Origin of the sequence: Novosphingobium sp. NDB2Meth1, assembly GCF_900117425.1 — a bacterium.
GTDB lineage: Bacteria > Pseudomonadota > Alphaproteobacteria > Sphingomonadales > Sphingomonadaceae > Novosphingobium.
On sequence record NZ_FPEH01000016.1, the window covers coordinates 317,998 to 344,064 of the forward strand.

At 64.1% G+C, this 26,067-nt stretch carries 28 protein-coding genes; 12 read left to right on the forward strand and 16 right to left on the reverse strand.

The features are described from left to right. The first annotated feature begins 62 nt into the window (after window positions 1-62). From NDB2M1_RS13620 to fabI, 3 genes are read left to right on the forward strand one after another with little or no spacing between them, the layout of a single operon-like run. Window positions 63-1,010: a DnaJ C-terminal domain-containing protein gene (locus NDB2M1_RS13620; protein WP_072383078.1), complete on the forward strand. Its 948-nt coding sequence runs from the start codon at window positions 63-65 to the stop codon at window positions 1,008-1,010. Window positions 1,011-1,014: 4 nt separating this feature from the next. Continuing rightward, on the forward strand, window positions 1,015-2,043 hold the full coding sequence (locus tag NDB2M1_RS13625) for a YihY/virulence factor BrkB family protein (RefSeq protein ID WP_072383079.1): 1,029 nt from the start codon (window positions 1,015-1,017) through the stop codon (window positions 2,041-2,043). Between the two features lie 13 nt (window positions 2,044-2,056). Continuing rightward, window positions 2,057-2,890: an enoyl-ACP reductase FabI gene (gene fabI / locus NDB2M1_RS13630; RefSeq protein WP_072383080.1), complete on the forward strand. Its 834-nt coding sequence runs from the start codon at window positions 2,057-2,059 to the stop codon at window positions 2,888-2,890. A 17-nt stretch (window positions 2,891-2,907) separates the two neighbouring features. On the opposite strand, the gene NDB2M1_RS13635 is transcribed toward fabI, so the two are convergent. The 9 genes from NDB2M1_RS13635 to NDB2M1_RS13675 form a co-directional block, all read right to left on the reverse strand. Then, the gene (locus NDB2M1_RS13635; protein WP_072383082.1) at window positions 2,908-3,507 is read right to left on the reverse strand and encodes a hypothetical protein; all 600 of its coding nucleotides are present in this window, start codon (window positions 3,505-3,507) and stop codon (window positions 2,908-2,910) included. 102 nt (window positions 3,508-3,609) lie between these two features. Next, entirely contained in the window at window positions 3,610-4,122 is a 513-nt protein-coding gene (locus tag NDB2M1_RS13640; RefSeq protein ID WP_072383084.1) for a demethoxyubiquinone hydroxylase family protein, read from the reverse strand. After that, window positions 4,119-4,613, reverse strand: coding sequence for a disulfide bond formation protein B (locus NDB2M1_RS13645; RefSeq protein WP_072383086.1), 495 nt, complete (start codon window positions 4,611-4,613; stop codon window positions 4,119-4,121). The genes NDB2M1_RS13640 and NDB2M1_RS13645 overlap by 4 nt, the downstream gene beginning before the upstream one ends. Window positions 4,614-4,617: 4 nt before the next feature. Next, a complete protein-coding gene (locus NDB2M1_RS13650) occupies window positions 4,618-5,958 on the reverse strand; it encodes a S41 family peptidase (RefSeq protein WP_054122599.1) in 1,341 nt (446 codons plus the stop codon). Window positions 5,959-6,054: 96 nt separating this feature from the next. Next, window positions 6,055-7,236, reverse strand: coding sequence for a murein hydrolase activator EnvC family protein (locus NDB2M1_RS13655; protein ID WP_231625036.1), 1,182 nt, complete (start codon window positions 7,234-7,236; stop codon window positions 6,055-6,057). Window positions 7,237-7,267: 31 nt separating this feature from the next. Continuing rightward, entirely contained in the window at window positions 7,268-7,693 is a 426-nt protein-coding gene (locus NDB2M1_RS13660) for a 23S rRNA (pseudouridine(1915)-N(3))-methyltransferase RlmH (RefSeq protein WP_054122601.1), read from the reverse strand. Window positions 7,694-7,767: 74 nt separating this feature from the next. Further along, the gene (gene rsfS, locus NDB2M1_RS13665; RefSeq protein ID WP_072383260.1) at window positions 7,768-8,163 is read right to left on the reverse strand and encodes a ribosome silencing factor; all 396 of its coding nucleotides are present in this window, start codon (window positions 8,161-8,163) and stop codon (window positions 7,768-7,770) included. A gap of 102 nt (window positions 8,164-8,265) precedes the next feature. Continuing rightward, entirely contained in the window at window positions 8,266-8,958 is a 693-nt protein-coding gene (locus tag NDB2M1_RS13670; protein WP_083554851.1) for a nicotinate-nucleotide adenylyltransferase, read from the reverse strand. Beyond that, window positions 8,922-10,232 carry a glutamate-5-semialdehyde dehydrogenase gene (locus NDB2M1_RS13675; RefSeq protein ID WP_083554852.1) on the reverse strand — a complete coding sequence of 437 codons (1,311 nt, stop codon included), beginning with the start codon at window positions 10,230-10,232 and terminating at the stop codon, window positions 8,922-8,924. Before NDB2M1_RS13675 ends, NDB2M1_RS13670 begins: the two co-directional genes overlap by 37 nt. A 361-nt stretch (window positions 10,233-10,593) precedes the next feature. Here NDB2M1_RS13675 and NDB2M1_RS13680 point away from each other — a divergent pair, with 361 nt between their 5' ends. Both NDB2M1_RS13680 and NDB2M1_RS13685 read left to right on the forward strand, forming a co-directional pair. Continuing rightward, the gene (locus NDB2M1_RS13680) at window positions 10,594-11,730 is read left to right on the forward strand and encodes a M23 family metallopeptidase (protein WP_253185882.1); all 1,137 of its coding nucleotides are present in this window, start codon (window positions 10,594-10,596) and stop codon (window positions 11,728-11,730) included. A gap of 4 nt (window positions 11,731-11,734) precedes the next feature. Further along, entirely contained in the window at window positions 11,735-12,091 is a 357-nt protein-coding gene (locus NDB2M1_RS13685; protein ID WP_082364681.1) for a bactofilin family protein, read from the forward strand. Window positions 12,092-12,152: 61 nt separating this feature from the next. Here the strand turns inward: NDB2M1_RS13685 and NDB2M1_RS13690 are convergent, their stop codons facing one another. Both NDB2M1_RS13690 and NDB2M1_RS13695 read right to left on the reverse strand, forming a co-directional pair. Next, complete coding sequence (locus tag NDB2M1_RS13690) at window positions 12,153-12,833, reverse strand: DUF1013 domain-containing protein (RefSeq protein WP_171955392.1); 681 nt, start codon at window positions 12,831-12,833, stop codon at window positions 12,153-12,155. A 144-nt stretch (window positions 12,834-12,977) separates the two neighbouring features. Next, entirely contained in the window at window positions 12,978-13,937 is a 960-nt protein-coding gene (locus NDB2M1_RS13695) for an NAD(P)H-quinone oxidoreductase (RefSeq protein WP_371328210.1), read from the reverse strand. Between NDB2M1_RS13695 and NDB2M1_RS23415 the strand changes: the two genes are divergently transcribed. The 6 genes from NDB2M1_RS23415 (at window position 13,836) to NDB2M1_RS13725 (ending at window position 20,792) form a co-directional block, all read left to right on the forward strand. Further along, the gene (locus NDB2M1_RS23415) at window positions 13,836-14,348 is read left to right on the forward strand and encodes a DUF1192 family protein (protein ID WP_371328204.1); all 513 of its coding nucleotides are present in this window, start codon (window positions 13,836-13,838) and stop codon (window positions 14,346-14,348) included. The genes NDB2M1_RS13695 and NDB2M1_RS23415 overlap by 102 nt on opposite strands. A 183-nt stretch (window positions 14,349-14,531) precedes the next feature. Next, complete coding sequence (gene clpA / locus NDB2M1_RS13705; protein ID WP_054122607.1) at window positions 14,532-16,907, forward strand: ATP-dependent Clp protease ATP-binding subunit ClpA; 2,376 nt, start codon at window positions 14,532-14,534, stop codon at window positions 16,905-16,907. Between the two features lie 104 nt (window positions 16,908-17,011). Further along, entirely contained in the window at window positions 17,012-18,016 is a 1,005-nt protein-coding gene (locus NDB2M1_RS13710) for a ligase-associated DNA damage response exonuclease (protein ID WP_054122608.1), read from the forward strand. 30 nt (window positions 18,017-18,046) lie between these two features. Then, on the forward strand, window positions 18,047-19,642 hold the full coding sequence (locus NDB2M1_RS13715) for a cisplatin damage response ATP-dependent DNA ligase (protein WP_072383264.1): 1,596 nt from the start codon (window positions 18,047-18,049) through the stop codon (window positions 19,640-19,642). 83 nt (window positions 19,643-19,725) lie between these two features. Beyond that, window positions 19,726-20,118 carry a group II truncated hemoglobin gene (locus NDB2M1_RS13720; RefSeq protein ID WP_072383095.1) on the forward strand — a complete coding sequence of 131 codons (393 nt, stop codon included), beginning with the start codon at window positions 19,726-19,728 and terminating at the stop codon, window positions 20,116-20,118. A 35-nt stretch (window positions 20,119-20,153) separates the two neighbouring features. Beyond that, complete coding sequence (locus tag NDB2M1_RS13725; protein ID WP_072383097.1) at window positions 20,154-20,792, forward strand: YoaK family protein; 639 nt, start codon at window positions 20,154-20,156, stop codon at window positions 20,790-20,792. Here the strand turns inward: NDB2M1_RS13725 and NDB2M1_RS13730 are convergent. The 5 genes from NDB2M1_RS13730 to NDB2M1_RS13750 are packed head-to-tail and all read right to left on the reverse strand — an operon-like array spanning window position 20,770 to window position 24,871. After that, on the reverse strand, window positions 20,770-21,057 hold the full coding sequence (locus tag NDB2M1_RS13730) for a DUF167 domain-containing protein (protein ID WP_072383099.1): 288 nt from the start codon (window positions 21,055-21,057) through the stop codon (window positions 20,770-20,772). The two genes, NDB2M1_RS13725 and NDB2M1_RS13730, sit on opposite strands and share 23 nt — an antisense overlap. Further along, entirely contained in the window at window positions 21,038-21,607 is a 570-nt protein-coding gene (locus tag NDB2M1_RS13735) for a gamma carbonic anhydrase family protein (protein WP_072383101.1), read from the reverse strand. Before NDB2M1_RS13735 ends, NDB2M1_RS13730 begins: the two co-directional genes overlap by 20 nt. An 11-nt stretch (window positions 21,608-21,618) precedes the next feature. Next, window positions 21,619-22,152, reverse strand: coding sequence for a GNAT family N-acetyltransferase (locus NDB2M1_RS13740; protein WP_072383103.1), 534 nt, complete (start codon window positions 22,150-22,152; stop codon window positions 21,619-21,621). Between the two features lie 7 nt (window positions 22,153-22,159). Then, on the reverse strand, window positions 22,160-23,155 hold the full coding sequence (gene hemB / locus NDB2M1_RS13745) for a porphobilinogen synthase (protein WP_054122613.1): 996 nt from the start codon (window positions 23,153-23,155) through the stop codon (window positions 22,160-22,162). 54 nt (window positions 23,156-23,209) lie between these two features. Next, the gene (locus NDB2M1_RS13750) at window positions 23,210-24,871 is read right to left on the reverse strand and encodes a M23 family metallopeptidase (RefSeq protein ID WP_231625043.1); all 1,662 of its coding nucleotides are present in this window, start codon (window positions 24,869-24,871) and stop codon (window positions 23,210-23,212) included. 161 nt (window positions 24,872-25,032) lie between these two features. Here NDB2M1_RS13750 and NDB2M1_RS13755 point away from each other — a divergent pair, with 161 nt between their 5' ends. Then, window positions 25,033-26,064 (forward strand): DUF3667 domain-containing protein, encoded by a 1,032-nt coding sequence (locus tag NDB2M1_RS13755; RefSeq protein WP_054122614.1) that lies wholly within the window; start codon window positions 25,033-25,035, stop codon window positions 26,062-26,064. Window positions 26,065-26,067 lie beyond the last annotated feature (3 nt).

Sequence of the window (26,067 nt, forward strand, 5' to 3'; positions counted from 1 at the left end):
CAGTGCACCCGCCTTGCAAAGCGAGCCTTGCGGGTAGGCGGGCGCGACCTTAGCTAAAGGGTATGGCCGATCCGTATTCCATCCTCGGAGTCCCGCGCACGGCGAGCGAGAAGGACATCAAGTCCGCCTATCGCACGCTGGCCAAGGAACTGCATCCCGATCGCAACGCCGACAAGCCCAATGCGGCGGAACGCTTCGCGCAGGTCACGCAGGCCTATGACCTGCTTTCGGACAAGGACAAGCGCGCCCGGTTCGATCGCGGGGAGATCGATGCGGACGGCAATCCGACCGGCCCGTTCGGCTTCGGTGGCGGGTCCGGCGGCGGCTTTGCCGGTGCCCAGCGCGGCTATCGGCATGACGGTTTCGAAGGCTTCGGCGGCGGCTCGGGCAGCGAGGGTCTCGACCTCGGCGACATCTTCGAGGGCCTGTTCGGCGGGCGCGGCGGCATGGGTGGTGGCGCGGGTGGCGGCGCGCGCAGGCGGCCGGCTCCGCGTGGCGCGAACGTTACCTACACGCTCAAAGTTCCCTTCAGCGAAGCGGCCTGCCGCACGCCGCAGCGCGTGACCCTGGCCGATGGGAAGACGATCGATCTCAAGCTCCCGCCCGGCCTTGTCGATGGCCAGCAGGTCCGCCTTGGCGGGAAGGGCGAGCAGGGACCGGGCGGGTTCGGCGACGCCATCGTCACCATTGAAATCCTCCCGAGCCCCTATTTCGAGCGGGACGGCGACAATATCCTGCTCGAAGTGCCGATCAGCCTGAACGAAGCGATCGAGGGTGCGAAAGTGCGCATTCCGACCGTCGAAGGCCCGGTTATGATGACGGTCGGGCCCGGCAGCAGCAGCGGGAAGGTGCTCCGCCTCAAGGGCCGCGGCTTCACGCGCAAGAATGGCGAGCGCGGCGATCAGCTGGTGACTTTGCTGGTGGACGTGCCGACCGACGATGCCGACCTCAAGGCTCGCCTTGAAGGTTGGCAGGACAGCCGCGACTTGCGCGCCAGGTTTGCAGTATAGCGCCATGGTCGGCGATGCGGCCTCCGTATCGGCGCAGCCTGAGCCGATCCTCCCGGTCACCGACCTTTCCCCGGAGGCACGGCGCCGCGCCGCGCTGACACAGCGGCCCGGGTTTGGCGGTGCGGGTGCACGTGATGCCCTGCGCCTGCGCTCGCGCGAAGTGCTGCGCCGGGTGTGGACGGGGGTGATCTATGACGGCACGATCCATGCTGGCAACTTCGCCTACATGGTGCTGATCGCCCTGTTTCCGTTCTTTATCACGGGTGCCGCGCTGTTTTCGCTGGTAGGTGAGGCGAACGACCGGACCGCGGCGGTCAACACGGTGCTGATGGCGATGCCCCCGGTGGTTGCGAACGTCCTCTCGCCCGTGGCCCACGCCGTGATCGAGGCGCGCACCGGCGGGCTGCTGTGGATCGGCGGGCTGGTTGGCCTTTGGACCGTTGGCAGCCTTGTCGAGACGATCCGCGACATCTTGCGCCGCGCCTATGGCACCAAGCTGATCTACGCTTTCTGGCGTTACCGGTTGATGTCGACCGGGCTCATCATCGCCTCGGTCGTGCTGATCCTGCTGTCGATTGCCGCGCAAGTGGTGATCGGGACGGCGATGGAAACCGTAACCGCGCTGTTCCCGCAAGCGACGGGCCTGATCGACACACTGGCGCTTTCGCGCGTGGTTCCGGCGCTGGTCCTGTTCGGCTCGCTCTGGCTCCTCTTCATCTCGCTGACCCCCGGCGCCTACAGCGCGCGGATCTACCCCAAGTGGCCTGGTGCGCTCTTTGTCACGCTGTGGTGGCTGGTTGTCACCACGGTGCTGCCGAAGCTGCTGCGCCACCTGTTCGTCTATGACCTGACCTACGGCAGCCTGGCCGGCGTGATGATCACGCTTTTCTTTTTTTGGCTGATTGGCCTAGGGATGGTGATCGGAGCCGAACTGAACGCTGCTTTGGCGGAAACGCCGGAAGAGCACGACCTCGTTGGGCAGGCCGACAACCGGGCTCGCGCCGCGAAAGCCCGCATGCAACAGGATGAGTGAAGCAAGAGGTCGCATGACAGGACTTATGGAAGGAAAGCGTGGCCTGATCATGGGCCTCGCCAATGACAAGTCGCTCGCATGGGGGATTGCTCGCAAGCTGCACGAGCAGGGTGCCGAGCTGGCTTTTTCGTATCAGGGTGAAGCGCTGGAAAAGCGCGTGCGTCCGCTGGCCGCCAGCCTCGGCAGCGACTTTCTGATCGAATGCGACGTTTCAGACATGACCGCGCTCGACACCGCGTTCGAGACACTGGCCGCGCGCTGGCCGACGATCGATTTCCTCGTCCACGCCATCGGCTTTTCGGACAAGACCGAACTGCGCGGCAAGTTCATGGATACCTCGCTCGACAACTTCCTGATGACCATGAACATCTCGGTCTACAGCATGGTCGCGGTCACGCAGCGCGCGGCGGCGATGATGCCGCAGGTGGAAGACGACAACGGCGTGAAGACCGGCGGCGGTTCGATCGTGACGCTTACCTACTACGGTGCCGAAAAGGTCGTGCCGCACTACAATGTGATGGGCGTCGCCAAGGCCGCGCTCGAAGCGAGCGTGCGCTATCTTGCCAATGACTGCGGCCCGCAGGGGATCCGCGTCAACGCACTCTCCGCCGGACCGATCAAGACTCTGGCCGCCAGCGGGATCGGGGACTTCCGCTACATCCTGAAGTGGAACGAGCTCAATGCGCCGCTGCGCCGCAATGTGACGATCGACGACGTCGGCGGGGCGGGGCTCTACCTACTGTCGGACCTCTCGTCAGGCGTCACAGGCGAAGTGCACCACGTCGACTCGGGCTATCACACCGTCGGCATGAAGCAGGAAGACGCGCCGGATATCGCGCTGGGTTGAAGACTGGCCGCCCCGCCTCAGGGCTGGGGCGGCGTTGCCAGCGGCGGGTTGGTTGAGGGCGCAGCGGCTGGAGCCTGTGGCTTCGTTTCTCCTTCGCGTTCGCGCTTGAGCTTGGCCTCGTACTCCCTTTCGAGCACCTCGACGCGGGCCTGCTCGGCTGCGGTGTCCGCATCGATCGTCTGCAGCCGCTTGGCGCGCTCTTCCTCGATCAGCTTGCCGAACTGGACGTCGCTGCCCTGCTTCTTTTCGGCATAGGCATTCTTGATCAACTGCGACATGCAGCCGGTGGCGCCGCCCGACCCGACCGGCGAGCACGAGTTGGTGCCGAAAGCGCTGACAGTCTCATAGGCTTTCACGCGCTGCGTCCAGCCCTGATTGGCTGAGTCGTTCGGGTTGTCGCGCAGCGGCTTGGGAATGCGGAAGCGCTCGGATTCGTCCTTGCGCGCGCAGACCGTGATCGAACCGTCGGTCGAGGCAGGGCAGGGATCATCGCCGTAGACGATCAGCTGGTTGATCTTCTCGGACGGGTTTTCCTGCGCCACAGCCGGTAAAGGCGTTCCGAGGAGCGCGGCGAAAGCCAATGCGGGGGCAAGGGCGGCGGCAGAACGGCGCATCATCGCAGGTAAGCTCCAGCTGGGGGTCACGCCCTACGATATAGGACCTCTGCCGCGTGAACGATAGCTGAAGTCAGCACCTCGCGGTGGATCATGCCCGGCTGGTCAAATTCGCTTCGAGACCGCGATTGCCATTCTGCAACCCATGCGGATCGCGTTGAACAGCAACGGATAGGCCGGGGCCTTCTCTGCGCCGGAGGCCAGCGCGGTATCGCGGTGCTCGCGCTCATCATCGCGGAACTCGCGGATCATGTCGGCAAGCTCGGGATCCTCATCACCGAGCTGCTCCAGCTGCTCGGTATAATGACGGTCGATCTCGGTCTCGATGGCGGCGGTGCAAGCCATGGCTGCTTCGGGGCCGATCAGCGCTGTGGCGGCGCCCAGTGCGAAACCTGCGGCGGACCAGACCGGTTGCAGCACTGTGGGGCGCACACCGCGCTTCACCAACAAGGCATCGAAGCGTTCGCGGTGAGCGGCTTCCTGCTGCGCCATCGTCGCGATCTCTCCCGAGATCGGCGTGCGGTCGCCCATGACGGCCAGCTGCCCGGCATAGATGCGAATTGCGCCGAACTCGCCGGCCTGGTTCACCCGCAGCATTGCTTCACGCGTTTCAGTCATCTTCCAAGTTCCTTGCCGCGGCGGCCGAGAAGCACAAGAACAAGCACCGCACTGGATACCGAAATGAGGAAATTGAAGCCCGCAAGGCTTACGCCGAACAGCGTCCACGCCGGTGTATCGCAGCGGATCAGCGGGGCATTCATGATCGATGCCAGCGGATCATCGCCGAGGCTGGTCGAGGAGCATGCGGTCGGGCCCTGCCACCAGCCGTATTCGACCCCGGCGTGGAAGGCGCCGATCGCCCCGCTGACGCCGATGGCCAAGGCAGCCAACGCTACGAGCGCGGCACCAAGCCGGGTTCCAGGCGTGGCGAGACCGCCGAGCGCGAGGGCAATCGCGGCAAAATGCGGGTAGCGCTGCCACCAGCACATCTCGCACGGCGCCAATCCGAAGCCATATTGCGCGATATAGACCGCTGCGATCAAAGCACTCGGCACCACGAATGCGAGCAGATAGGCGGCCTGCGCGGGGCTCTTTGCCGACGTCGCCATCGGCTTACCGCTTGCGCGCAGCCAGCGCCTGCGGGGCCGTCCGCCCAAGCGTCTGCAGCGCATAGTAGAGCTGGAAGTCGTCGATCCCCTTGGCCTTGAGCTCCTCGGGCGTCATCTTGAAGCGCGGATCCTGCACCTTGTCGCGCTCGAGATCCTTGTCGTCCTTGATCTCGTTGATCAGGTGTCCGCGCAGATCGCTCTCGCGATAGAAGCGCTGGGCGCGCTTGCGCAGATCGGGGTCAGAAATCTGCGGGACCGCGATATCGGGATCGATGCCACCTTCCTGCACCGAGCGGCCCGACGGCGTGTAATAGCGCGCCGTGGTTAGCTTGAGCGCGGTGTCGCGGGTGAGCGGCATCAGCGTCTGCACGCTGCCCTTGCCGAAGCTGCGCTGGCCCATGAGCACGGCGCGGTGCTGGTCCTGCAGCGCCCCTGCAACGATCTCTGATGCAGAGGCCGAGCCTTCATTGATCAGCACAACCATCGGGATGCCCTTGGCGATATCGCCGGGCGTCATCGATTCGGCGCTGTAGGTCTCGTTGTCCCGCGAGTAGCGACCGCGTTGGGAGACGATCACACCATGATCGAGGAACAGATCGGACAGCGCGACGGCCTGATCGAGCAGCCCACCGGGATTGCCGCGCAAGTCGAGGATCAGCCCGGTGAGCCGGCCGCCGGTCCGGGCCTTGATCTGCTTGAACGCATCGAGCGCCTCGCTGCCGACATTGGCGCTGAAGCTCGAGACCGAGATGACCCCGACATTGCCTTCGACCTTCCAGTCGACGGGCTTCAGCTCGATGATCTGGCGGGTGATCTTCACCTCAATCGGCTCGTCCCTGCCCGAGCGGAACAAGGTGAGGCTGATCGTAGTGCCCGGCGGGCCACGCATCTGGTCGACCGCTTCATCAAGCGTGCCGCCGTAGATCAATTTGCCGTTGATGTGCGTGATGAAGTCGCCGGCCTTGACCCCGGCGGCATCGGCGGGACTACCCTTGGTGGGCGCAATAACCTTGACCGCACCGTCATCCATCGTGACTGACAGGCCGAGTCCGCCGTAGGAACCGTCGGTCTGCGTCCGCAGGTTCTCGAAATCACGTGCGTCGAGGTAGGAACTGTGCGGATCGAGCGCGGCCAGCATTCCGTTGATCGCGCCCTTGATCAGTTTGTCGTCGTCAACCGGTTCGACATAGCTCGTCTTGATACGCTCGTAGACGGCGAGAAGCTTGCTGAATTCCGGCCCGGTACGCGCATCGACAGCGGCAAGACCGGCGGTGGATGCCGGAATGAGCGCAACCGCACTGACCAGCGCAGCGGCACGCAGCAAGGAAACAAACTTGAACGCCATGATCGTCTTTCGGCAGAGAGGACATCGCCTTGAACTTGCTTCTATAGAGGCGCGGCGATTAACGCCAGATGGGCCGGCGCCATGCAGAAAGGGCAATCACGGGCCGATCAGGGCGAGCGGATTGACCGGATTGCCATCCTTGCGCAGTTCGATCGTCACCGTGGGCCGCCCGGGTTCGGCGAGGCCCAGCGGCGAACCCTGCACAACCTTGGCCGACACGCCGACGTCAAGGCGCCCGAGATTGGTGATCAGCGACGTCCAGCCGCCATCATGATCGATGATGACGATGCGCCCGAAACCGCGATAGTCGCCGGCAAAGGCCACCCTGCCGGCCGCCGGAGCGACGATCTGCGCGCCGGCGGCCGGCGCGAGCGTAACGCCGATCGAACGTGTTGCCCCCGTCGCATCGCCGAATCCGCTGACGATGCGGCCGCTGACCGGCATGATCCACGCGAGGCCCCCAGCGGCTGGACGAATTGGTACGTTCTCGTCCACCACCAGCATCGAGCCGGGTCGATCAGGACGCGGAACGGGTCCGGGCAAGGCGGCAAGCTGGCTCCGCAATGTACCGTCAGCCTGCAGGCGTTCCATCAGCGCCGCGATGTCACGCGTGTCTTCCGCGAGGGCCAGAGCGCGATCAGCTTCCCGGCTGGCAACCCCTTGCGCGCTGCGAGAGGCGATGCGCTGGCGGCTTTCGACGGCCACGAGCTGCTGGCGCCTGAGGGTAAGCCCCTCTTCGCTGGCCTTGAGCGTGGCCGCAGCACGCCGCGCCTTGTCCTGCAACTGGCGCCCGCGCACGATTTCCGAGCGTAGTCCTGCCGTCCGGCGCTGAACTTCGGGCAGCATGTTTTCGAGTACGGCACGCAGGTAGACAGTCTCGCGCAGGGTATCCGCCCGCATCAGGCTGAACATGAGCGGGCGGCGCGACATCAATTGCAGCGCAGCGGTGAGGCGCACTACCGGTTCTTGGCGCTGCGCGATGCGCAGCCGCAAAGCCGCGCGCTGGCGGTCGATCTCGCGCACGCTGGCTTGTGCAATCGCGATTTCGGCTTCGGACTGCTGGATGCGTGCCGCAATGGCTGCTGCTTCGCTGGCCGTGCGATCGGCTGCAGCCGTTGCGCGGCGGGCTGCCGCTTCCAGCGCATCGCCGCGCTTGCGGGCCTCCGCCAAGGCCTGCGTGGCTCTCCGCAGCGCATCACCCGCCTGATCGGCGCTCTCGAACGGCGCGTCCTGGGCCAAGCTCTGCCAGCCGACGAGGCAAGCGAGCGCCAAGAGCATGGCAATAAAGGGCGCGCGTGACGTCATGGCATCAGCCATCGCGATGATAGGGGTGGCCGGAGAGGATACTGGTCGCCCGCCAGAGCTGCTCGGCGAGCATGGCGCGCGCCAACATATGCGGCCAGGTCGCGGCGCCGAAAGCGAGGAGGATATCCGCGCTATCCCTGAGGTCTGCCTGATGCCCATCCGCCGCGCCGATCAGGAAGCGCGCTTCACGTACGCCGTCGTCGCGCCATCGGCCCAGAATTTCGGCAAAAGCAGTAGATGCTAGGTGCTTGCCGCGTTCGTCCAAGGCGACGGTGCGGAACGGCGTTGCGGTCGGGGCCGGTATGGTTCCGCCGCGATCAGGTAACTCCGTCACCTTGAAGCCCCAGCTGATCCGACGCGCGTAGCGGTCTACCAGTTCGGCTTCGGGCGAACGACCGATCCTACCGCGGGCAATTACATGGAGCAGCATGACCAAGCCCTAGCCCAGAACGGCGACGCAATGAATCCCCGCCTTTCCGGACCTGTGGAGGGCACAGCTTTGCTTCAGGCCGCGCCCTGATCTCCGAACGCCCACATCCGCTCGAGATTGTAGAAGCTGCGCACCTCGGGGCGGAACAGGTGGACGACGATGTCGCCTGCATCGATCAGAACCCAGTCCGCCGCAGGCAGACCTTCGATCCGGACATGACCGAAGCCGCCCTGCTTGATCCGCTCGGCCAGCTTTTGCGCCATGGAGGCGACCTGACGTGTCGAGCGGCCCGAGGCGATGACCATGTGATCGGCGACCGAGCTTTTGCCCTCGAGCGGGATCGTGACGATCTCCTGCGCCTGATCGTCGTCCAGCGAGCGCAAGACGAGGTCGAGCACGGTTCCGGGCGCTGCAACCGGCGATCCGGAGGCGATGCCGGCATCTACCGGCAGAGGCTGTGGGCTTGTCATGGGTGTGTAGATGGTCTCCATGGTTTACGGTTCAATGATCCTGAGTGGTGTGAAAAAAGCCGAAACGGTGCGGCCCTGCGCGGAACGGGTTGAGCTTGTCGCTCAATGCGTCCTCGCCTTGGCCGATGCCGTAACGGGTCGATGGGTCAGCATGTCCCGCTGATTTGCAAGCGTGGCGCGGCGAAACCAGTCTGGATCAGCGGCACGGATGGCCGTCGCTGATCGGGCATCGGGGTCAAATCGCAAGATGACCAGCGCCGGGGCGCTCCGCTTTGCGCCGATGAAATCCTGACTGTGCTGCCGGCGCCAGCGGCGCAGCCATGTCATGGCGGGGCTCGCCAAGGCAATGGCATCATACCCCGGACGGGCGATAACAGCAATCGGCATCTCGCGCGCGATCTGCCGCCAGCCCCGCCAGCGGTGGAACTGCGCCAGATTATCGGTCCCCATGAGCCAGATAAAGCGGCGCTTGGGGTAGCGGCGCCTGAGTTTGCGCAGCGTGTTGATGGTGTAGCGCGTCGCGAATTCGGTCTCGATGGCCGTCACCCGAATCGGTGCGCCCCTCGCGGCCTTTCGCGCCGACGCATAACGCGCTTCGAAGGGCGCCATGCCCGCGACCGGTTTGAGCACGTTGCCCGGCGACACCAGCCACCACACTTCGTCCAGCCCCAGCGCCTGCAATGCGAAAAGACTGATCCGGCGGTGCGCGCCATGTGCGGGATTGAAACTGCCGCCAAGCAGGCCGGTAAGCACGGGTTTCAGGGTCGGATCTGCCCGGAGCCGAGAACCAGCCACTTGTAGGTGGTCAAGCCTTCCAGCGCGACAGGACCGCGAGCATGAAGCCGTCCGGTCGCGATGCCGATCTCGGCGCCCAGACCGAACTCGCCGCCATCGGCAAACTGGCTGGAGGCGTTGTGAATGACGATGGCGCTATCGACTTCGGAAAGGAACCGCGCTGCGGCCGCGTCGTCGTCCGTCACGATGGCATCGGTATGGCCGGATGCGTGGCGCGCAATGTGCCCTAGTGCACCATCGAGCCCGTCAACGACGGCGACCGAGAGCACGGCGTCGAGATACTCGGTATCCCAGTCCTCTCGATCGGCAGGCTTGATCCGGGGATCGATCGCACAGGCCCGCGCATCGCCGCGCAACTCGCAACCCGCCTCAAGCAGGGGCGCGACGAGGCCGTGCGGATCGGAAAACTGCGCATCGACCAGCAGCGTTTCCATGGCGCCGCAGATGCCGGTCCGCCGCATCTTGGCATTCAGCGCAATCTCGCGTGCCATCGCCGGATCAGCCTGGCGGTCGATATAGGTGTGGTTGATCCCGTCGAGATGCGCGAGCACCGGAACGCGCGCATCGGCCTGAACGCGCGCAACGAGGCTCTTGCCGCCGCGGGGCACGATCATGTCGATCAAGCCGCCAGCCGCCAGCATGGCGCCGACGGCCGCGCGGTCCTGCGTGGGGATCAGTTGCACGACTTCGGCGGGGATGCCTCCCGCAGTCAGGCCTTCGACAAATGCCGCGTGGATTGCGCGGTTGGAGCGCGCTGCCTCACTGCCGCCCCGCAGCAGCGCGGCATTTCCTGAAGCGACGCAAAGCGCTGCGGCATCGGCAGTAACGTTTGGTCGGCTTTCGTAGATAATGCCGATCAAGCCGATGGGCACACGCACGCGGCGAAGGACCATTCCGTTGGGTCGCCGCGTCTCATCAATGACGCGCCCGACAGGATCATCCAGCCCGGCCACTTGCTCCACGGCAGCGGCCATGGCGTCGATCCGTGCAGCATCAAGCCGCAACCGGTCAACCATCGCGGCCGACAGTCCGGCCGCCTTGCCATCGGCGACATCGCGTTCATTGGCGTCCAGGATGGCTGGTGCCGCACGTCGCAGCGCAGCGGCGCTCATCAGAAGCGCCTCGGCGCGCCGGGCAGATGGCATGGTGGCGAGCGCCCGCTGCGCTGCACGGCCTGCGCGGGCAAGGCCTTGCACGAGGGCCGGCGCATCGATCAAAGCTGCTTCGGATGCGGCAACATTGACGGCGGAATGGGGCGAAACGAGCGCGTTCATTCATCGCCCTTAACACCATGTACCAATGCTGTCAGCCGGATTGGCGGAGGAGCCGAGTACCAGTCGAGTCGCTTGCAATTCGTCTTAGCCAAGCGGTCTGACGACCGGGCGGCAGGTAGTCCGGTGGCAAGAGATTCGAATGTGGCACAATTCGTCGACGGAAGAGAACGACTCGTCCTGCGCGGTGGCGACTCGATTCGACCGCGATGATCGGCGCGACTAAGCGGCTCGCTCCCACAAGACGGCATCACAGCCCATAGGGACGGGGGTCGCTATCTTACCAGTAACAACTCGGTCCAAGGCGGGCCCGCCGGAGAATGGCGGTCGTACGTCATCCCGGTGGCGAGCGCTTGTCGAACGGGTGCGCAGCTGGTTCCCGGACCGCGAATTCTTCATGCGCTCGAACGGCCATGTCCGCTTCATCCGCGTTTCCGCACAGCTGCAGATGCGGGTTGCGGGCGCCGTCGCGGGCGCCGTGCTGGTGTGGATCCTGATGATGGGCTGGATGATCATCAGCCAGGCCCTCGCCGTCTACAATCAAGCCTCGCTTCTGGAGCGCGAAGCCGCCGTCGCAACTGCGGAGAGCCGGGTCGCGAAGTACCGTTCCGGGCTCGGTTCGGTCGCCAGCGATCTCGCCAAGCGGCAAGACTTCATCGAGAAGAGCGTTCAAGGGGCGATCGGACCGTTGCCGAAGACACTGCCGTCCGGCACGGTTTCAGACAGCACCGAGGAAGCGGGGAAGACGGTCCGCAAGATTTCGATGATCTTGCCCGAGGCCACCGGACTGGCGCAGGTTGAAGCCCGCCAACTCGCGTTCATCGAGGCGCTGACACGGTATGCCGATACGCGCTCGGCGCGTGCGGAGAACGCGATGCGGCGCCTTGGCCTCAATCCGCGCGCTGTGGCGGCTGCGGACCGCAGCGCGATGGGTGGGCCACTTATTCCCTTGTTCACCGGGTCAGGCAACAAGCTCGATCCCCGCTTCGCCCGCTTTGGTGCCAGCCTTGCCCGGATGAGTGCGATGGAACAGGCGCTGGTACGCATTCCGAACACCTTGCCGGCGAGCCTGGATTACATCTCGAGCGGGTTCGGCTACCGCGTCGATCCCTTCACCGGTGGAGGTGCGTTCCACGCTGGCCTGGATTTCCGCGGCCCTATCGGCGCCCCCATTCTCGCTGCAGCGGCTGGTACGGTGAGCTTCACCGGCGTGAAGCAGGGCTATGGCAACTGCGTGGAGATCAGCCACGGCGATGGCTTGCTGACCCGCTACGCCCATATGTCGCGGATCATGGCACGGGTCGGACAAGTCGTCGGGCCGGGCCGCATGATCGGCGCGATTGGCAGCACGGGCCGCTCTACGGGGCCCCATTTGCATTTCGAAGTGCGGATCGCCGATCGTGCGGTCGATCCGCGACCGTTTCTGGAGGCGATGCCGCATGTTTTCCAAGAAGCCAGTGCCGGGTCCGGACGCGGTCAGCCGAACGGTCGGGCAAAGTAGCGTTATGGCAACGCCGACCTTTTCCGTTCTGGGTGCGGACCTCGCCGTGAAGGGCGACATCACGGCGAGCGCCGAACTGCACATCGACGGCCATGTCGAAGGCGACATCACCTGCTCCGGTCTTGTCCAAGGTGAATCGAGCGCCATTCACGGTGCCATCCGCGCGCAGAGCGCCCGGCTCGCCGGCACGGTCCGCGGTGCGATCGAAGTCAGCCAGCTTGTCGTGCTGAAAACGGCCCGCATCCACGGCGACGTGACTTATGACGTCCTGACAATCGAACAGGGCGCGCATATCGACGGGCGTCTGAGCCACGGGCTCGAGCCTGCTGGCAGCGAAACAACGCTCGATCTCGCCAGCTGAAAAACAAAACCCCTCCGATGAGGGAGGGGTTCGGTTACGCCAAGCCCTCAGCTTGGCGTGATCAGCTGTCCGACAGACCTTCTGCGCGGCGTGCTTCAAGCCAAGCGGCGGCTTCGGCTTCTTGCGCGGCCTGCGAGGCAGCCTTGGCCTGCGCTTCGCGCTCGGCACGCAGCTCTTCGATCAGCGCTTCGCGGTCGCTGCCGAGGCGCAGGTTGCTCGCCGTATCATCTTCCTCGATCCCGGCGCGCTTGGCGGCCTTGGCGACCAGCGCGTCCAGCTCACGCTGCGAACACAGACCCAGCGTGACCGGGTCTTTCGGATTGATGTTGGAGATGTTCCAGTGGCTGCGATCGCGGATTGCGGCAATCGTGTTGCGCGTAGTGCCGATCAGCTTGCCGATCTGCGCATCCGAGATTTCCGGATGATGGCGCAGTATCCACGCAATGCCATCGGGCTTGTCCTGGCGCTTGGAGACCGGCGTGTAGCGCGGCCCCTTGGTGCGACTGACCGAGATTGGCGCCTTCTGCATGCGCAGGCGATAATCGGGGTTGGCCTGCCCGCGTTCGATTTCGACCTGCGTCAGTTCGCCCGAGTGAACAGGGTCGCGCCCGGTATACTTGGCACCGGCCAGATCGTCGGCCATCGCCTGCACTTCGAGAATGTGCAGTCCGCAGAACTCGGCGATCTGTTCGAACGTCAGCGCGGTGTTGTCGACAAGCCACGACGCCGTAGCATGGGGCATCAGTGGAAAGGTGGACTGGTTGCTCAAGGGGAGCCCCTCCGGACAGCGGAAACAATAAGGGCCGCCCCTTGCGGAGCGGCCGTCGTGCCCGCGATGTAAGCGAGAGGACCGCTTACGGCAAGCCCATTCCCGTCGATTCGGCCGCTAAGGCCGCCCCGCCGCTGATTGATCTGCGGCGAGGACTATCTTGCCGATATGTGCTCCGGCTTCCATCCGGGTGTGCGCCGCAGCAGCATCCGCGAGCGGGAAAGCCATGTCCATAACCGGCCGCAGCTGCCCATCCGCGACCAGCGGCCAGACCGTCTTGTGGATCTCGTCGGCAAGTAGGCTTTTGAATTCATTGGATCTAGGCCGAAGCGTTGAACCGGTGAGCGTAATCCTTCGGCGCATGACTTCCGCCATGTTCAATTCGGCCCGAACTCCGCCCTGGACCGCAATGGTGACATGCCGACCATCTTCGGCAAGGCACTTCAGGTTCCGTGCGACATAGTCTCCGGCGACCATGTCGAGGACAAGATGGACACCGGCACCATCGGTGATTCGGGCGACTTCCTCGACGAAATCACTGGCCTTGTAGTCGATGGCATGTGCAGCACCGAGCGCGAGCGCTGCAGCGCACTTGTCCGATCCGCCGCAAGTCACGATCACTTCGAGCCCGAAGAGCTTGCCGAGCAGGATCGCCATGGTCCCGATCCCGCTGGTGCCGCCATGGACCAGTACGCGCTCGCCCTCGCTGGCCCAGCCACGTTCGAAAACATTGTGCCAGACGGTAAACAGCGTTTCCGGAAGGGCCGCTGCCTGATCGAGCGGAAGACCTTCGGGCACAGGCAGGCACAAGGCTGCCTCGGCGACGCAGTACTCGGCATAACCGCCACCGGCGACCAGCGCACAGACCATCTGGCCGACAAACGGCGTCGTGACGCCGGTGCCCATCGCCACCACTTGCCCGGAAATCTCCAGACCCGGGATTGGCGAAGCACCCGGAGGAGGCGGGTAAAACCCTTGCCTCTGGATCACGTCGGGTCGATTCACACCGGCATAGGCAACGCGGACCAGAACCTGGCCGGGACCCGGCACCGGCACGGCAACAGTTTCTGGTCGCAGGACCTCAGGCGCACCGGGCGAATCAAATCCCACAGCGGTCATCGTCGCTGGTACCGGCTTCATGCCATGCCCCCTGATGCGTTGTGGCAGCGTGGTATCAGAACGCGCCGCGAATTGGTAAACAGTTTGCTGCGCCAAGTACCTACGGAGCCGGTTGACAGCAAGGCTCTAGCAGCCACAAAGTGCATGTCGATGGAACTTGATGAGCGCCCGCGCCCGAAAGGCGATCTGGCCAGCCAGCTGGCGCTGGAGTCGCTCGACAGTTATTCGCACCACGAACTCGATGCGCGCGTCGCCTTGCTTGAAGCCGAGATCGCCCGGGTCATTGCGCATCGCGACAGGGCAGCAGCCCATCGACGCGCGGCGGAAGCGTTGTTTGGCAAGCCGTTATCACTGGACAGTGGATCATGATGCCCGCCGCCCTTCACCTCGGCGGGCGGCATACCCATATTGTCAATGTGGCTGGCATCATGCCTCGCCGGATGTCCCTTTTGCGCAGCTTCGGTTTAGCCCCGGTTAAGCGCAAGCATGTTCATCTCCCGCAAGGGAATCAGCAGAGATCGGCCGCCCTGCGGTCGACGAGAAAGAAGTGCCATGCCCAGTTTCGCGCAAAGCCTTGAAAAGACGCTGCATTCTGCGCTCAGCAATGCATCGGAGCGCAGCCATGAATATGCGACTCTGGAGCATCTCCTGCTCGCATTGATCGATGATCCCGACGCGGCACAGGTGATGCAGGCCTGCGGTGTAGATCTGGGAGACCTCGGCGAAGTGGTGCGCCAGTATCTCGATCAGGAATATCAATCGCTGAAGACGCAGGACAAGGCTGATCCGCAGCCGACCGCCGGCTTCCAGCGTGTGATCCAGCGCGCGATCCTGCATGTCCAGTCTTCGGGCAAGGATACCGTGACGGGTGCCAACGTGCTGGTGGCGCTGTTCTCCGAACGCGACTCCTACGCGGTCTATTTCCTGCAACAGCAGGACATGAGCCGCCTTGATGCCGTCAGCTTCATCAGCCACGGCATCGGCAAGGGCGGCCGTCAGGTTGAGAGCCGCAGCCCAAAGGGCAGCGAGGAAGCCCAGCCGCAGCAGGAAGAGAAGGCCGACGCGAAGAGCAGCGCAAAGAAGGATTCGGCGCTCGACCAGTTCACCGTGAACCTCAACGAGAAGGCGCTGAACGGCAAGGTCGATCCGCTGATCGGTCGCGGCCCCGAAGTCGATCGCACGATCCAGATCCTCTGTCGCCGTTCGAAGAACAATCCGCTTTATGTGGGTGATCCGGGCGTGGGTAAAACCGCGATTGCAGAAGGTCTGGCGCGCAAGATCGTCGAGGGCGAAGTGCCCGAGGTGCTGAGCGAGGCGGTGATCTATTCGCTCGACATGGGCGCGCTGCTGGCCGGCACGCGCTATCGCGGCGATTTCGAGGAGCGCCTCAAGCAGGTCGTTTCGGAACTTGAGAAGATGCCGCACGCGATCCTGTTCATCGACGAGATCCACACGGTGATTGGCGCCGGTGCGACCAGCGGGGGCGCCATGGACGCGTCCAACCTGCTCAAGCCCGCGCTGTCCGGCGGAACGATCCGTTGCATCGGTTCGACGACCTACAAGGAATTCCGCAACCACTTCGAAAAGGACCGCGCGCTGCTGCGCCGGTTCCAGAAGATCGACGTGAACGAGCCGACCATCGAGGACACCATCAAGATCCTCAAGGGCCTGCGTACGGCGTTCGAAGAACACCATAAGGTGCGCTACACGCCCGACGCGATCAAGACTGCGGTCGAGCTTTCGGCGCGCTACATCAACGATCGCAAACTGCCGGACAAGGCGATCGACGTGATCGACGAAGTCGGCGCGATGCAGATGCTGGTGCCGCCCTCGAAGCGCAAGAAGGTGATCACCGCACGCGAGATCGAGCAGGTGATCGCGACGATGGCGCGCATCCCGCCCAAGTCGGTGTCGAGCGACGACAAGAAGGTGCTCGAGCATCTCGACCGCGACCTCAAGCGGCTGGTGTTCGGGCAGGACAAGGCCATCGAAGTCCTGTCTTCGGCGATGAAGCTCAGCCGCGCCGGCCTGCGCGATCCGGACAAGCCGATCGGCTCGTTCCTGTTCTCGGGCCCGACCGGTGTCGGCAAGACCGAAGTGGCGCGCAGCCTCGCCCAGATCATGGGCATCCCGCTGCAGCGCTTCGACATGTCGGAATACATGGAGCGCCACTCGGTGAGCCGCCTGATCGGTGCCCCTCCGGGATATGTCGGGTTCGACCAGGGTGGTCTGCTCACCGATGCGATCGACCAGCAGCCGCACTGCGTCCTGCTGCTCGACGAAATCGAGAAGGCGCACCCGGACCTGTTCAATATCCTGCTGCAGGTCATGGATAACGGCCGGCTTACCGATCATCACGGCAAGACGGTCGACTTCCGCAATGTCGTGCTGATCATGACGACCAATGCCGGTGCCAGCGACATGGCGCGGCAGGGTATCGGCTTCGGCGACGTCTCGAAGGCAGACGCGGGTGACGAGGCGGTGAAGAAGATGTTCACCCCCGAATTCCGCAACCGTCTCGATGCGATCGTGCCGTTCTCGTACCTGCCGCCGGAAGTCGTCAGCCGCGTGGTCGACAAGTTCATCCTTCAGCTCGAACTGCAGCTGGCGGAGCAGAACGTGCACATCCAGTTCGACAGCGAGGCCCGTGCCTGGCTGGCGAAGCAGGGCTATGACCGGCTCTATGGCGCGCGTCCGATGGGCCGCGTGATCCAGGAGAAGGTCAAGAAGCCGCTCGCTGAAGAGCTGCTATTCGGCAAGCTGGCCAATGGCGGCGAAGTCCATGTCAGCCTCAAGGAAGAGGACGGCAAGCCGGCCGCGCTGTCCTTCGAACTGACTCCGGCAGCGCCGAAGCTGGTCAAGAAGAAGGCGCGCAAGGGCAAGGGTGGCTCGGCCACAGCCGAGGAACCGAACGCCGACGAGGCCTGATTCACAGGCGTTCGGAGCGGTGATTGCAACAAGGGGCGGAGACTTCGGGTCTCCGCCCTTTTTGTCTCTGGCAACCGGAAAGCAATCACGGCATTCGTCAGGACATGGCGGGGTGTTTCACGTGGATCAAAGCGGACCCGATGGGTATCCGGATCGTGCCAGCAGACGCTTGGGTCGATCCGTCGCGCCCGGTTGAGCGGGCCCTCGTTACCCATGGGCACGCGGACCATGCCCGCGGCGGCCATGGACGAACCGTGGCAACCTCCCAGACTCTCGCCATCATGTCTGTCCGCTATGGCGTGACCGAGGGCGCACAAATCGCCGAGTACCATGAGCCGGTCGCGATCGGGGGAGGCGTGACCGCGACCTTCCTTCCGGCAGGCCATGTACTTGGTTCGGCGCAGATCCTGCTCCAGCACGCTGGCGAGCGCGTCATCATCACTGGCGACTACAAGCGCAGCCCTGATCCCACCTGCGCCCCATTCACGGTTACGCCGTGCGATCTTTTCATCACCGAGGCGACTTTCGGGCTGCCGGTGTTTCGCCACCCGTCGATCCGCGACGAAATTGCCAAGCTTCTGGCCGCCCGCGAGGCTCACCCGGCGCGCTGCGTACTGGTCGGCGCCTACGCCCTCGGGAAGGCGCAGCGCGTGATTGCCGAGCTGCGGGCAGCAGGGTGGGATCAGCCCGTCTACCTCCATGGCGCAATGGAGACGATGTGCCATCTCTATCAGGATCTCGGCGTGGAACTGGGCGACTTGAGACCAGTGGCAGGGGTACCCAAGGCATCGTTGGCCGGGGCAATCGTGATGTGCCCGCCATCCGCGCTGAACGACCGCTGGAGCCGGCGACTGCCCGATCCTTTGACGGCGATGGCCAGCGGATGGATGCGCGTCCGCCAGCGTGTACGGCAGCGCGGGGTAGAACTGCCGCTGGTCATCTCAGACCATGCCGACTGGGACGAACTCACGACGACCATAACTGATGTGAACCCCGCCGAGACGTGGATCACGCACGGCCGCGAAGAAGCCTTGCTCCGCTGGTGCGAACTTCATCAGCGGAAAGCGCGCGCGCTCGCCCTCACCGGCTATGAGGATGAGGATGACTAGCCCGGCAACCATTTCCCAGCGGCGACGATGATGAAACGGTTTGCCACCCTCCTCGACAATCTCCTGTTGACGCCTTCCCGCAACGGCAAGCTGGAGCTCATCTCGACGTACTTGCGCGAGACGGCCGATCCCGATCGCGGCTGGACCTTGGCGGCCCTCACCAGCGCAGTCGATTTTCCCGCCGTCAAGGCTGGCACCGTCCGCGGGCTGATGGCGGACCGCATCGATCCTGTTTTGTGGACGCTGTCGCGTGACTTCGTCGGCGATACGGCCGAAACCGCAAGCCTCCTGTGGCCAGAACCGGAGCATGGAGGACAGGAGCCGCAGCCGACACTCGGCGAAGTGGTCACCGCGCTTTCGCGGGCAACGCGTGCCAGCGCGCCGATGGTCCTGGCGGGAATGCTGGACAGGCTGGATACGCCCGGACGCTACGCGCTGATCAAGTTTGCTACCGGGGCGCTAAGGATCGGCATTTCGGCACGGTTGGCAAAAGTCGCTTTTGCGCAGGCGTTCGGGGTGCCTGTCGATGAAGTCGAGGAATACTGGCACGGCCAGCAGCCGCCTTATGCCGATCTCTTCGCTTGGGCGACGGGGACAGCGCCGCCCCCGCGGACTGACCTTTTGCCGCTGTTCCGCCCCTTCATGCTGGCCCATCCGCTCGAGACCGAAGCGATCGATCTCGCGGACTATGTGGCCGAGTGGAAATGGGACGGCATCCGTGTGCAAATCGTCAACGTGGGCGGGGAGACTCGGGTCTATTCGCGCGGAGGCGACGAGATTTCCACAAGCTTTCCGGAGATTGCCGACGCGCTGGACGTTGCTGCGGTTCTCGACGGCGAACTATTGGTGCGGGGCACTGCGCAAGGCGGCGAAGCAGGCGGAGCCGCAAGCTTCAATGCGTTGCAACAACGACTTGGGCGCAAGTCGGTGTCAAAGACGATGCTGGCTGACGTCCCCGCTTTCGTTCGCCTCTACGATCTTCTGATCCTGGAAGGAGAGGATCTGCGCGATCGGCCATGGTCTGAACGGCGGGGCCGGTTGGAAGCACTCATGCCGTGCCTCAATCCCGAACGGTTCGATCTTTCGCAGACGATTGCCGCCAAAGATATGGCAGAACTCGCTGAAATTCGGGCTTCTGCGCGGGATGCGGCGATCGAAGGCATCATGCTGAAGCACCGTCAGTCACCTTATGTCGCAGGGCGAAGGGCGGGGCTGTGGTACAAGTGGAAGCGCGAGCCGCTCCTGATCGATTGTGTCCTCATGTATGCACAGCGCGGCTCGGGCAAGCGCTCGTCCTTCTATTCCGATTTCACCTTCGGATGCTGGAACGGCGATCCTGATGCCGGTGCGGAATTGCTCCCAGTTGGCAAAGCCTACTTTGGATTTACGGACGAGGAGCTGCGATTCCTCGACCGGCATGTCAGGCAACATACGGTGGCCAAGTATGGCCCTGTGCGCGAAACCGACCGCAGCCTTGTGTTCGAAGTGGCGTTCGATTCGGTCCATCTCAGCAAGCGACACAAGTCCGGCGTCGCCATGCGCTTTCCCCGCATCAACCGCATTCGGCAGGACAAGCCGGCACACGAAGCCGACCGCCTTGAGACCTTGCGCGCCTTGGTGACTTGATCTCCGTCAAAGCGCTTCCCCCGGCCATCTGGCAGGTACCGCTCTGCCGCATTGCGCCTCAGGAGTGACCATTCTTGGCGACCATGACCGAAACCGCAGCGTTAAGCCCCTACGACCGCATCGGCGGTCTGGACGTGCTGCGCCGGATTACCGACCGGTTCTATGACCTGATGGAAAGCCAGCCGGCCTTCATAGCGCTTAGAGCCATGCACGCGCCCGATCTTGCGCCCATGCGCGAAGCTTTGCCGCTATTTCTCGCCGGCTGGAGCGGCGGGCCAAGGACCTGGTGGGACGCCAACCCCGGCAAGTGCATGGTCAGCATGCACACCAGGTTCGGCATCGACAAGACAACGGCAGGACAATGGGCTGATGCCATGCGTCAGGCCATTGCCGATGTGGCGCCGCCCGACACGGCAATTGCCGACGCCTTGGCCGATGTGCTTGACCGCATGGCATTGGGGATGGCGAAGGCCTGATTTGCCATGATCAGGCAAACCGCTAGACTAGGCGCATGCTGCGTTATGATCCGGGCCGGCGCAAACTGGCAGTTGCTCTCGCCGGGCTTGCCGGGTTTGTCGATGCGGTCGGCTTTCTTTCAGCCAACGGCTATTTCGTTTCCTTCATGTCCGGCAATTCTACCCGGCTGGGCGTTGCGCTCAGCACGGCGACCGGCGCCTCAGTGCTTCCCGCATCGCTCATCGCGATGTTCGTGTGCGGGGTAACGCTTGGCGCACTCATCGCGCTGCGCGCCGGCGGTCGCCGCAAACCGGTGATCCTGGGCATGGTAGCAATGCTTCTGCTGATAGGAGCGGCAGCGCGCTCGTTCGGTTCCGAGACCATCATGCTGGGCGCACTCGTCCTCGCGATGGGTGCGATCAACAACACCTTCCAACGCGGCGGCGAAGTGACGGTCGGGCTGACCTACATGACCGGGGCGCTCGTCCGGCTCGGGCAAAGCCTTGCCCTGTGGATGGCCGGAAAGGCTGAGCCGGGCTGGATCCAATGGGGATTGCTGTGGACCGGCTTGCTGACGGGTGCGGTACTTGGTGCATTCCTGCAGAGCCGACTGCCACTGGGCTGCTTGTGGATCGCGGCGGCATGGGCGGCCGCGATGGCACTCGTCGCAATCACGTTGCCGGCGGAATCCTGAAAAGCTTTTCTCGCGAAGTTGCGCCGCGCAACAAGGTGATCTGCGAAGGCGCAATGGCCAAGGCCTGGGCAAGAAGATCGGCCACGGCCGCAGTTGCCTTGCCGTCTTCCGGTTTGGCGCGGACCTTTACCGTGACCCGGCCCGCCTGAATTTCCACACCCTCGCTTCGCGCCCCGGGCGTGACCCGCACCGATAGTCGGCCATCGGGATCGGCAAAGGACCGCAGCGCAACGGCGGACGGAAAATCAGTCTTCGGCCGCGCCATGGCTTGTCAGTGCAGCATGGTGCGCCTTGGCGTTACCGACATAGTGCGCGACGCCCAGCTGCATCTCGTGAAGAGCTGCGTCGGTCAGATCGCGCATAAAGGCGGCGGGGCGGCCACCCCACAGCTGGCGCGACGCGATGCGCTTGCCGGGCGTGAGCAGCGCACCAGCGGCCAGCATGCCATCACCTTCGATCACGGCACCGTTCATGACCACAGCGCCCAGCCCTACAAAGGCGCGGTCCTCAAGCGTGCAGCCATGCAGCATGACCATATGCCCGACGAGAACGTCGTCGCCGATCAATGTGGGAAAGCCCTGCGGGTGGCGCGGATCAGGGCTATCGCAGTGGATCACGGTTCCGTCCTGGATGTTGGTGCGGGCACCGATCACGATCCGGTTCACGTCGCCGCGGATCACGCAGTTGTACCACACCGAGGCATCGGGGCCGATCTCGACATCGCCGATGATCCTGCAGCCGGGCGCGATGAAGGCGCTCGAGTGGATGCGCGGTGCCTTGCCGTGGATGGCGGCGATGGTGACATCCTGATGCATGACGCTCCCCTTCAGGCGGCCTTGGGTTCGGGCCGGTGGACGCGGTAAAGGATATGCGGCCGGAGCGGATCGCCTTCTGCCAGATCAGGGTGATCGAAGTCCTCGTCGGGATAACGGGTCATCCCAAGCCGCTCCATTAGACCCCAGCTACGCGTGTTTGAAAGATTGGTGATCGCCATGACCGCCGGAACCGGAAGTTTGGCCCAAACCCATGCCAGCGAGGCTTCCGCTGCTTCGCGGGCAAGGCCCTGTCCCCAAGCATGGTGAGCCAGGCGCCAGCCGATCTCGTGCTCGAAGATCGGCGAACGCGGCGGAAGAATTCCGCAAAAACCGATGAAGTCGCCCTCGGCCTTGCGCTCAAGCGCCCAGAATACATGTCCGTGCTCACGCTCGGTTGCAATCATTCGGTCAACGGCGGCGTCACTCTGGACCCGCGTCAGCGGCGGCAGGTACTCCATGACGCGCGGATCGCATGCCATCGCCCAGAATGGCTCGCGATCAGCATCCCGCCAGGGACGCAGGATAAGCCGCGCGGTCTCGATCATTGCTGCGTCAGGCGCCCATCAGCTGCGCGGCATGGAGCGCGTGGTACGTCAGCACGCCCGAACAACCCGCGCGCTTGAAGGCCAACAAGGTCTCCAGCACCAGCGCGTCGCGATCGCCTGCACCGACTGCCGCTGCCGCCTCGATCATCGCGTATTCGCCGCTGACCTGATAGGCGAAGACCGGCACCTGAAACGCCTCCTTCACGCGCAGCGCGATGTCGAGATAGGGCAGGCCCGGCTTGACCATCACGCTGTCCGCGCCTTCGGCAATGTCGAGTTCGACTTCGCGCAGAGCTTCCTCGGCATTGCCGGGGTCCATCTGATAGGTCTTCTTGTTGCCTTTGAGCAGGCCGCGCGATCCGACGGCATCGCGGAAAGGGCCGTAGAAGGCAGACGCGTACTTGGCCGCGTATGCCATGATCTGCACGTTGATGTGGCCGCCCTCTTCGAGCGCTTCGCGGATCGCACCGATGCGGCCATCCATCATGTCGGACGGGGCGATAATGTCCGCGCCTGCTGCAGCCTGATTGAGGCTCTGCCCGACCAGCACATCGACCGTCGCGTCGTTGAGGACATAGCCCTCGCCATCGATCAGACCATCCTGCCCATGGCTGGTATAGGGATCCAGCGCGACGTCGGTCAGAACGCCGATCGAGTCGCCACACGCATCCTTGATCGCCTTGATCGCGCGGCACATGAGGTTGTCAGGATTGAGCGCCTCCGCGCCGTCTTCGCTCCGGCGATCCGGCTGCGTGTTGGGGAACAGCGCGAGGCAAGGAATGCCGGCAGCAACCGCCTCACGGGCACGCTCGGCGACCAGATCGACCGACCAGCGCGACACGCCCGGCAGCGATCCGATGGGATCCTCGACGCCACTGCCCTCTGTCACGAACAGCGGCCAGATCAGATCGGCCGGAGTGACCAGCACTTCACGGTGGAGGGCGCGGCTCCACGCCGTAGCGCGGGTGCGGCGGAGGCGGATATTGGGATAACCAGCAGACATAGCCGCCGTTCTAGGCGCTGCAGCACCTTTGGGCAACTGTGCCGGAACCAGGCCTCAGCGCTGCGATCCCACAACGGCACCTGGCCGCACCGAAAGCAGCGCCTGCAGCCGTGCCTTGAACGCTGCAACCTGCCTGGGATCAACGGCCTGGCGGCGCTGCACCATGCGCACGGACATGGGATCCACCGTCTGGCCGCCGCGGTACACCTCGTAATGGAGGTGCGCGCCGGTCGACAGGCCGGTGGAACCGACATAGCCGATAATCTGGCCACGCCGAACCGCCATGCCCAGCGCAACTGCTATGCGGCTCATGTGACCATAGCCCGTCGCGATGCCGCCCCCATGGTCGAGACGCACGTAATTGCCATGCCCTCCATGCCAGCCGGCGTATGCGACACGGCCATCGGTCACGGCATAGATCGGCGAACCCCACGATGCAGCGAAGTCCATGCCGGCGTGCATACGAACATAGCCAAGGATGGGATGTCGCCGCATGCCATAGCCCGAGGTGACGTGCCCGCTGACGGGCGCACCGAAGAATCCTTGATCGGTCTGTCCGCTGCCGGTGAGGTCGGCCAGTGAGGTAAAGCTGCCATCGGGGCCCCAGCGCAGCAACTGCGCACGCGGCTGCCCGGAGCGGACCACGCCGGCATAAAGCAGATTGCCAGCTTCGCCCTCGCCATCCGCAGCGTGCTTGTAGTCGACAACGAGGTCGAACGTATCGGTCGGTGCAATCTCGTCGAACGATAGCGCTTGATCGATTGCACGGAGATAGTCTTGCACCGCGGACAGCGGCGCACCGGCAGCGCGTGCCGAGCGATAAAGGCTTGAGCCCACGAGCCCTTGGACGCGCAGCGGTGTCACATCGACCGCAATGGGCTTGCGAGCAAGAGCTAGCGCGCCACCCTGGCGATTGATCGCAAGAGCCAGATCGAAGCGAGGGCGGAACCCGATTGCGGTAAGCGGTCGGGGATCAGACGCGTTGCTGCGCGCACCGAGCGTGATGGAGAATCGCGTGCCCGGCGCGATGTCGGACAAAGGAACAGCGCTCGCGACCATTGCAGCGACCTGCCCGGCATCTCCCGAGCCGACACCAGCGCGTTGCAGCATGCGCGGCAGACTGTCGTTTTCGCCGATGGTCGCGGTCAGTTGGATCTCTGGCCGCTCCGGCGCAGCTGCCAGACGCGTGACTGCATCAGTCGCCGCAAAATGCCTGCCCTGCGTCGAGCCGTGTGAAAATGTCTGCAGCGATTGCGCGCGAAACTCGACTTGCGATGCCTCGTCGAGGGCAACGAGCGGTGCTGCTTCGAGCGGCGCGAAGCGGGGCCAGAACATGATGGAGAGGAGGATCAGCCCGACGAGCAGACCAAGTCCGCGAAACCATGTGCCGCTGCCGACCTTCTCGGCAAGATCCTGTGCCAGCGGGTACCGTGCGGACCACCGCTCCACCCTCAGGCAAACGCCCGTCCAGTTCTTGGCAAGCGGATGATTGCTGTGACGGAAAGTCGGAGCGGGAGGTGACGGTGCTTCCGGTCGCGGCAATAAGGGGGTACGGCGAGCGGGTGCCATGCCCGGGCGCGCGCGACCGAAGGTCACGTTGCCGGCCAGCCCCAATTCCTCGCGTGGGCCCAACACTCCGGTTGCTTCCTCCAGTACCGCGGGACCTGTTCCCTTGGTTGCGTGTCGTTCCTTGGAGACACTGAAGAAGCCCTGCACCCGCAAGGTTAATTCGGCGTAAACCGCCGGGTGACGACGGCATCTCCGCGACCGTTGATTTCCGGTCCATTGCGGGTAGACCCGCCTCCAGCCATGGTCACTGGCAACAGAATTGGCTATCGATGCGCTTTGCTTGATCGACTGAGGCGGGACTGCGGGGCATGAGCGAGGCACAAGTACTGGGAGATGCCATCGGCGCAGGCCTCACGGCGCGCGCGTTTGAGCCGACTGCCGGCGAAGGCGACAGCGGTCATACGCACGAAAGCGCCTGCCTCAATTGTGGCACGCCGCTGATTGGCAGCCACTGCCACAATTGCGGGCAAACGGCGCACGTGCATCGCACGCTGGGTGCCTTCTTCCATGATCTGCTGCACGGCGTGTTCCACTTCGAAGGCAAGATCTGGAACACATTGCCGCTGCTGATCTTCCGGCCAGGCAAGCTCACACGCGAGTACATCGATGGGCGCCGCGCCAGCTACGTTTCACCGCTCGCCCTGTTCCTCTTCAGCGTTTTCGTGATGTTCGCCGTTATCCAGCAGACCGCGGGCGAACTTGAACTTGGCAAGGACGGTCAGGCTACTATCAATGTGGGCTTGTCAAAGGGCTCGGCCGAGGTCGAAAAGTCGCTCAACGCGGCACGCGCCAAACGGGCGGTGGTAGAGGCCAAGGGTGGCGACACCGACGATCTCGATACCGAGATCGAACAACAGGAACGCGCACTGGCCGCGATGCACCGACTCGGCGGAGAGAAGCTGTCATCGACCGGCTTTTCGATTCTCGACGAGGTGATCGACGAGACCCAGAGCAACCCGAAGCTGGTGCTCTACAAGATGCAGAGCCATGCTTACAAATACAGCTGGGCGCTCGTGCCTATCTCGGTCCCGTTCCTCTGGCTGCTGTTTCCGTTCAGCCGCCGCTTCCACCTTTACGACCACACGGTGTTCGTGACGTACTCGCTGAGCTTCATGACGCTGTTGTTCGCTTGCGGCATGATAGCCGGCGCGCTGGGGGCAGAGCCGCTGGCGGGCGTGCTGACACTCGTTCCCCCGATCCACATGTACAAGCAGCTACGCGGCACTTACGGCTTATCCCGGTTTGGAGCGCTCGCCCGGACGTCGGCATTGGTGATCTTCGCATCGATGGCGCTCGCCATCTATCTGGTCGCGATTGCAGCTGAGGCTGGAGCGGGCTGAACC

What these genes read in the sequence shown, in the direction of transcription:
- NDB2M1_RS13620 (WP_072383078.1), top strand. Translation starts at nt 63, where the DNA reads ATGGCCGATCCGTATTCCATCCTCGGAGTCCCGCGCACGGCGAGCGAG.
- NDB2M1_RS13625 (WP_072383079.1), top strand. Translation starts at nt 1,015, where the DNA reads ATGGTCGGCGATGCGGCCTCCGTATCGGCGCAGCCTGAGCCGATCCTC.
- fabI (WP_072383080.1), top strand. Translation starts at nt 2,057, where the DNA reads ATGACAGGACTTATGGAAGGAAAGCGTGGCCTGATCATGGGCCTCGCC.
- NDB2M1_RS13635 (WP_072383082.1), bottom strand. Translation starts at nt 3,507, where the DNA reads ATGATGCGCCGTTCTGCCGCCGCCCTTGCCCCCGCATTGGCTTTCGCC.
- NDB2M1_RS13640 (WP_072383084.1), bottom strand. Translation starts at nt 4,122, where the DNA reads ATGACTGAAACGCGTGAAGCAATGCTGCGGGTGAACCAGGCCGGCGAG.
- NDB2M1_RS13645 (WP_072383086.1), bottom strand. Translation starts at nt 4,613, where the DNA reads ATGGCGACGTCGGCAAAGAGCCCCGCGCAGGCCGCCTATCTGCTCGCA.
- NDB2M1_RS13650 (WP_054122599.1), bottom strand. Translation starts at nt 5,958, where the DNA reads ATGGCGTTCAAGTTTGTTTCCTTGCTGCGTGCCGCTGCGCTGGTCAGT.
- NDB2M1_RS13655 (WP_231625036.1), bottom strand. Translation starts at nt 7,236, where the DNA reads ATGCTCTTGGCGCTCGCTTGCCTCGTCGGCTGGCAGAGCTTGGCCCAG.
- NDB2M1_RS13660 (WP_054122601.1), bottom strand. Translation starts at nt 7,693, where the DNA reads ATGCTGCTCCATGTAATTGCCCGCGGTAGGATCGGTCGTTCGCCCGAA.
- rsfS (WP_072383260.1), bottom strand. Translation starts at nt 8,163, where the DNA reads ATGACAAGCCCACAGCCTCTGCCGGTAGATGCCGGCATCGCCTCCGGA.
- NDB2M1_RS13675 (WP_083554852.1), bottom strand. Translation starts at nt 10,232, where the DNA reads ATGAACGCGCTCGTTTCGCCCCATTCCGCCGTCAATGTTGCCGCATCC.
- NDB2M1_RS13685 (WP_082364681.1), top strand. Translation starts at nt 11,735, where the DNA reads ATGGCAACGCCGACCTTTTCCGTTCTGGGTGCGGACCTCGCCGTGAAG.
- NDB2M1_RS13690 (WP_171955392.1), bottom strand. Translation starts at nt 12,833, where the DNA reads ATGCCCCATGCTACGGCGTCGTGGCTTGTCGACAACACCGCGCTGACG.
- clpA (WP_054122607.1), top strand. Translation starts at nt 14,532, where the DNA reads ATGCCCAGTTTCGCGCAAAGCCTTGAAAAGACGCTGCATTCTGCGCTC.
- NDB2M1_RS13710 (WP_054122608.1), top strand. Translation starts at nt 17,012, where the DNA reads ATGGCGGGGTGTTTCACGTGGATCAAAGCGGACCCGATGGGTATCCGG.
- NDB2M1_RS13715 (WP_072383264.1), top strand. Translation starts at nt 18,047, where the DNA reads ATGAAACGGTTTGCCACCCTCCTCGACAATCTCCTGTTGACGCCTTCC.
- NDB2M1_RS13720 (WP_072383095.1), top strand. Translation starts at nt 19,726, where the DNA reads ATGACCGAAACCGCAGCGTTAAGCCCCTACGACCGCATCGGCGGTCTG.
- NDB2M1_RS13725 (WP_072383097.1), top strand. Translation starts at nt 20,154, where the DNA reads ATGCTGCGTTATGATCCGGGCCGGCGCAAACTGGCAGTTGCTCTCGCC.
- NDB2M1_RS13730 (WP_072383099.1), bottom strand. Translation starts at nt 21,057, where the DNA reads ATGGCGCGGCCGAAGACTGATTTTCCGTCCGCCGTTGCGCTGCGGTCC.
- NDB2M1_RS13735 (WP_072383101.1), bottom strand. Translation starts at nt 21,607, where the DNA reads ATGCATCAGGATGTCACCATCGCCGCCATCCACGGCAAGGCACCGCGC.
- NDB2M1_RS13740 (WP_072383103.1), bottom strand. Translation starts at nt 22,152, where the DNA reads ATGATCGAGACCGCGCGGCTTATCCTGCGTCCCTGGCGGGATGCTGAT.
- hemB (WP_054122613.1), bottom strand. Translation starts at nt 23,155, where the DNA reads ATGTCTGCTGGTTATCCCAATATCCGCCTCCGCCGCACCCGCGCTACG.
- NDB2M1_RS13755 (WP_054122614.1), top strand. Translation starts at nt 25,033, where the DNA reads ATGAGCGAGGCACAAGTACTGGGAGATGCCATCGGCGCAGGCCTCACG.